A 5,590-nucleotide genomic window follows, 5' to 3' on the forward strand; every position below is an offset into this window, starting at 1 on the left:
AATTTTGGTCGGGTGACTTAACTTATAATCTTCTTTACTCTTATCGATCTTATAGCGTGTATTAACATACCCTTTGGTATATAGTTTTACGCGTGCATCAAACTCTACCTGCATACCTTCCGATAGTTTCAATTGCTCAAAGCCTTTGGTGAGACTGAACCACAAATGATCCGTAACAACTTTGTTCGTTTCCAGGTCTACCACATGGCGAAATAACACAGTTTCTTCGGAGTAGCCGTTGTAGTTTGTCTTTTTGCCAAACCGGCTAAACACCGCCCTGAATCGCTTGCGTTGTCCTTCTTCTTTTGCCAGTTCCTTTCGCATACACGCTGGTGGTAATTTTTAGTCCAACAATTTTAAAGACTACATTTATATACTGCAACTTCTCTTTTGTATTTTGCTATTCTATCGCATGTATATGAGCAGACTTCAAACATTCTCCGGCACTTTCTTCGGTTCTATACTCTTTTCGTTTGTCCTTGTATGCAGTTGTACTGTAACCAGCCTCGGACAGCAAGTGCCTATCAATACTGGTATTGACATAAAGACGTATACCTTTGCCACCAAAGATTCGCTCGAGTTACAACTGGACGTCTACCGGCACGCGGATGCACCGGATAAAAGTCCTTGTGTGCTTTTTGTATTTGGTGGCGGTTTCATTCGGGGAAGGCGCGATGCTCCTATATACAATCCTTACTTCAACACGCTGGCGCAAAGTAAATATGTAGTAGTGTCGATGTCGTACAGACTCGGACTTGTAGGCGCTAAACGTGTTACGCCTTTTCGTACATGGCCACTCCGTAAAGCTATCAATATGGCAGTGGAAGATATTTATGATGCGACCAACTGGATACTGAAAAGTGCATCCACTATAGGGATTGATCCTTCTCTCATTATCCTGTCAGGCTCCAGTGCCGGTGCTATCTCTGCATTGCAAGCAGATTTCGAAAAACGTAACAACAAGCCGGTGGCGAAAGTATTACCTTCCGATTTTCAATATGCCGGTATAATTGCTTTTGCCGGTGCTATCCTTACCTTCGATGGCGCACTTACCTACAAAGTACCTCCGGCACCAACTATGCTCTTTCATGGCACGGACGACAAACTGGTGATCTATAAGAAGATCAGGCTCTTCAACAAAGCTTTCTATGGTTCCAGTCACATTGCTAAAGTATTCAACAAGAAAAAATATCCGTACTATATATACCGCGAGGTAGGCATGGGGCATGAAGTTTCGTTCCTGCCCTTGAGCGAAAACTCCAAGGAAATACTCTGGTTTATCCAGGAATATATACTGAACAAAAAGCCGTACCTCATCGATATGTCATTCGACAACCTGAATAAAGTACGCACAATGAACCTTACGCCTAATGATCTGTATAGGAAAAGATAGCGTTTAAGCTGAAAGCAAAAAGTTTAAAGCGGAAAGCGTCTCTTACTTCGACATTCGTTATTCCTTGCTCGGTGTTCGATATTCAGGTTTCGCTATTCGTCAACAGTTAGTTGTTAATCGTGAGTGTGAGACGGAAGTGAGTGAAGAAAATCCAGTGGCACAAAGAAGACTCAGAGTAACGCAAAGTATAATTCCGTATTATTCCGTTCCCGGTATCTATCGGGATGTGGGAAATATTTTGCATTTAATCTGCGCTCATCTGCGAAATCTGCGGGAAACAAAGTATATTGATATATATACTCCCTTATCTATGAGACGTTACGCTGCCAACATTATACCGCGCAATATATTGATTGCAGGTTTAATCATTCTGCTCGGTGTTTTAACCTATCATGCATGGATCACGTTACGCGAACAGGAACAGCGCGTGCAGGCGATGAAACATTACTATAGCAACCTGCGCCCTTCCCTGGACGCTGTGCAGTCGCTTATACTCATGACGAACGAATCGAAGATGCTGGCCACGAACTGGGTATATCTTGCTGCCGATGCAGAATCCAAAAACTCCCTGCGTCAGTTGCAGCAGGTGCGCTATCCGGCACTCAAAGAAAAACTACTGAAATATAGTATAGCATGGAATGATCATCAGCGCGATCGTATCCAACTGGAACTTCTCCGCTTCGATACATTGATCGCTGTCCAGGAGAATGGTGTAATGGCCAACCTCATCACGATCGATAATTATGAAGATCCATTGGTAAAATTACTGGCTGAAGATGCGGTGGAGAGCGCCATCATTCCGCGCGCCAATACCATTATAGCAGCGCTCACACCTATAGCAGCAGAACAACAGGCCGCTATAGAAGCTGAAGAGAAAGCTGCGATCCATTCGGCTATAGATCATTCGCGAATCAGTTCACTCTATCTTGTTGCAGGTATTACGCTCTCGTTGTTTTGTCTCATTACATCTTTGTTCATTGTAAAATCTGTTTCACAGCCAACATCACTCACAGCAACAACCGCTATATCTGCCGATGCTGCTATAAAAAAGATCAGGATCATTGAGTGGATTGCCAGTACAAGCAATGAAGATGTGATCACACAGATAGAAGACGTTCAAAAATCCACAACAACTACTACGAAGTAACCATCGCAATTTACTGTTATAACGTTTATCAAATCTCCATCACATGAAGGTGGTATATAGTCGATTTATGCCTATACTTTTTCCCGTGTATCCGTATGCATTCACTAATTTCATTGCCCCATTAAAACTATAGTATGACTTAAAAAAAATCTCTCATGAAAAATCCTCTCACGCTCAAAACCACGGCTCTCTATGCCGTACTCCTCTCTTGTTTAGCAGTATGTTGTTTTCTTTTCTCTGGCTGCGATGACCACGAAGTATGTGCAAAATGCAACGCTGCGTTTGCCAAGGAAAGAAAGGTAAAGCAGATCGTGTACTATGACAACACGAATACTCTGAAGGAAAAGTATAGATTCTATTATCAGGATAACCTGGTGGATAGCATTGTAAAAATTTCTTACGGAGGTGCAAGCTTGAAGACGGCTGGAAGCGACAGCGTTGTAACCAACCTGAAAGTATACTACGCTTCAAAAGAATGTATACCTTCTTCGTATACTGCCAAAACATATATACCGGCCAGCCCGGTAAGTGTAGAGAAAGCTTTCTTCTCGGTATCAGGCAGTAACATCAACAACAAGCACCTGGCATTCTACCCGGATGAAGACTTCCTGGTAGTGGACAAGACTGCTGACATTGACTATACGTATGATGGCAGCGGCCGCGTAAGCACACGCAAGGGAACTGACTATGGTATACTGGTGTGGCCTAATATCTATGGAAACGAAAACTTCTATACCTATACCGGCAATAATCTTACGCACGTAGTAGCACAAAAAGAACAAGCCGGTTATAACCTGGACTTAACATTTGATGGAAGAAACAATCCATTCGGTATACAAGCGGGTGTACTATATTATCTGAACCTGACCTCGTATCCGGACGATGAATATTTTGAAACGCTGCCCCGCGACCGTAACAATCCTACCAAGATTGTTTACAAAGGGACCGATACTTCCAACAGTTTTGTGACTATTACCTTTACTTTTACCTATAGCTACGATGTATTGAGCTATCCTGCCAAAGTAAATATACATGAGTCTAAAGATGACGATGTGCATGGCGATAGCGAAACGGATCACGGCACTTATCTATTCTCCTACTATTAGTAAATTTCTTATTGGTTATGAAAAGCCTCCTGACACGGGAGGCTTTTTATTGCCGGTATATATTTACCGCGATGGAAAGTATATTTTAAAAACGGTTCCTTCATTTACTGTGCTCTCTACTTCAAGTTTACCCTCCAGCGACTCTACCTGTGTTTTTACCAGGTATAGTCCCAGGCCACGACCGGGCACATGTAAATGAAATCGTTTATAGGGCACAAATATCTTTTCGCTAAATTGTACCATATCTATACCAAGACCGTTATCGCGAACTTCTATAACAACATCGCGATCTTTTTGATAGGAGAAAACCTGGATCACCAGGTGCCTGTCAGGACTTCTGTATTTAATAGCGTTGCTGATCAGGTTATAGAATATACTCTCGGCATACGCGGTTAATGCGTATATGGTTTTTACCTGCAGGTTTGTGTCAATGATCGCCCGGCACTCATGAATTTCATATTGCAATAATTGCATGGCATGTGCGAGTACTTCGGGCAAGCTGATCTCTTCAAGTGTTTTATGATTGATGTTCCGTATCTCCATGATCATGGTGAGGTCTTTGATCACACGATCCATATCCTGTGTAGACACATTCATCTTTTGTCCTATATCCAATACCTCGGCTTCGTTGGTAGCATACGCCATAATACCGGCAAGCCCTTGTATCCGCGACATAGGTCCGCGCAGGTTATGGGAGATTACATACGTGAACTGTTCCAACTGGGCATTTCGTTCTTTTAATTCTACATTAGCCCTAAGCAGGTCTTTGGTCTGGCTCTCTACTTCACGCACCAGGTCTTTATTATACTGTTGTATCAAAGTATGCTGTGATGCAATAGTTTTGTGTGCCTCCTGCAAGGCATCGTAATGCATCCTGAGTGCATCGTGTTGTTTCTCTATTTCCTGTCGCTGAGCAAAAAGCTGATCGTTGGTAGCCACAATCTCTTCATTCTGTGAAATGATCTCTTCATTTTGTGCTACGATCTCTTCGTTCATCAGCAACAGGTCGTTGGTTCGTGCCTGCACCTGGTCTTCCAATGTTTTATTCTCGCGTGTCAGTAACTCTGCTTTCTCCCGTTGCGACTGGTTCAATTCCTCGGCTAACCAAAATGTTTTGTTGGCGTAGTGTGCCAGGTATAGCAGCGTAGGTACACATAACAGAAATAATATACCCTGCATCCAATAACTGAAAAGAAGTGCCTGCGCATGTTTAGCTTTGGCTGTACGGGCTATACTATTCTCAAATACTTGCACATCGGCCAGAAATTTTCTATAGTCGCGCTGCAGAGTAAACCCGCGATCTTCATCAAATAATTTTTTAAACAGCTGCTGATCTGCTTTATCCAGCAGCGATTTCATCTCTATTGCTATACCATAGTAATCATTAATATGACTTCTCAACGTTTTAAAATCCTGCATGGGGTACCCTTGCTTTGTTAAAGCAGACTGCAGCTTATTCATAATGCGATCTTTGCGCACAATAGAAGAATCATAAGGAGCCAGTAGTTGCTTGCTTGCAGATATAGCGTAGCCACGCAGGCCGAGGTCGAGTAAATGTAGCGTACGCATCATCTCTACAGACAGGAGCTTGATGCTATCCGCTTCCTCCTGCATTACTTTATTTCGCACAATAACCTGGTTGTTGCGATACATCAATGCTGTGTTGATGAGCAGTAAAACAGCAATCAGGCAAACAATGGTATATATAACTTTACCGCTAAAATGGAGTTTAACCATCTGTAAGGAATTTGGGCTATACAAAACGGAAAGCAATTGGCACAAGGGTACCGAAACGAATATAACCATTTTTTAGCGCGCTTAACATCTTTATCAAGACTTGCTGTTATAGGTATAGACGTAGATGAGGTAGCCCCTTGTGTAAAATATGTAGCGGATCAGAATTTTATTTGGTAATTTATCGTTCTAAAACAGGAAGCCTCGCCC

The 5,590-nt window shown here is 42.6% G+C and carries 5 protein-coding genes; 3 read left to right on the forward strand and 2 right to left on the reverse strand.

Features of this window, described 5'->3' with window-relative positions; genetic code table 11:
* Nucleotides 1–324: hypothetical protein (locus VIN08_RS03830; protein ID WP_331960491.1), on the reverse strand; the 324-nt coding region annotated here is incomplete at its 3' end.
* A 94-nt stretch (nt 325–418) separates the two neighbouring features.
* Here VIN08_RS03830 and VIN08_RS03835 point away from each other — a divergent pair.
* The 3 genes from VIN08_RS03835 (at nt 419) to VIN08_RS03845 (ending at nt 3,646) form a co-directional block, all read left to right on the forward strand.
* Entirely contained in the window at nt 419–1,393 is a 975-nt protein-coding gene (locus VIN08_RS03835; protein WP_331960494.1) for an alpha/beta hydrolase, read from the forward strand.
* A gap of 310 nt (nt 1,394–1,703) precedes the next feature.
* Nucleotides 1,704–2,540, forward strand: coding sequence for a hypothetical protein (locus tag VIN08_RS03840; protein ID WP_331960497.1), 837 nt, complete (start codon nt 1,704–1,706; stop codon nt 2,538–2,540).
* Nucleotides 2,541–2,695: 155 nt separating this feature from the next.
* A complete protein-coding gene (locus VIN08_RS03845; RefSeq protein WP_331960500.1) occupies nt 2,696–3,646 on the forward strand; it encodes a hypothetical protein in 951 nt (316 codons plus the stop codon).
* Between the two features lie 63 nt (nt 3,647–3,709).
* Here VIN08_RS03845 and VIN08_RS03850 read toward each other — a convergent pair whose 3' ends face one another.
* On the reverse strand, nt 3,710–5,383 hold the full coding sequence (locus VIN08_RS03850; protein WP_331960503.1) for a sensor histidine kinase: 1,674 nt from the start codon (nt 5,381–5,383) through the stop codon (nt 3,710–3,712).
* Between the last annotated feature and the right edge of the window lie 207 nt (nt 5,384–5,590).

Origin of the sequence: Ohtaekwangia sp., from assembly GCF_036568665.1 — a bacterium.
Classification (GTDB): domain Bacteria; phylum Bacteroidota; class Bacteroidia; order Cytophagales; family Cyclobacteriaceae; genus Ohtaekwangia.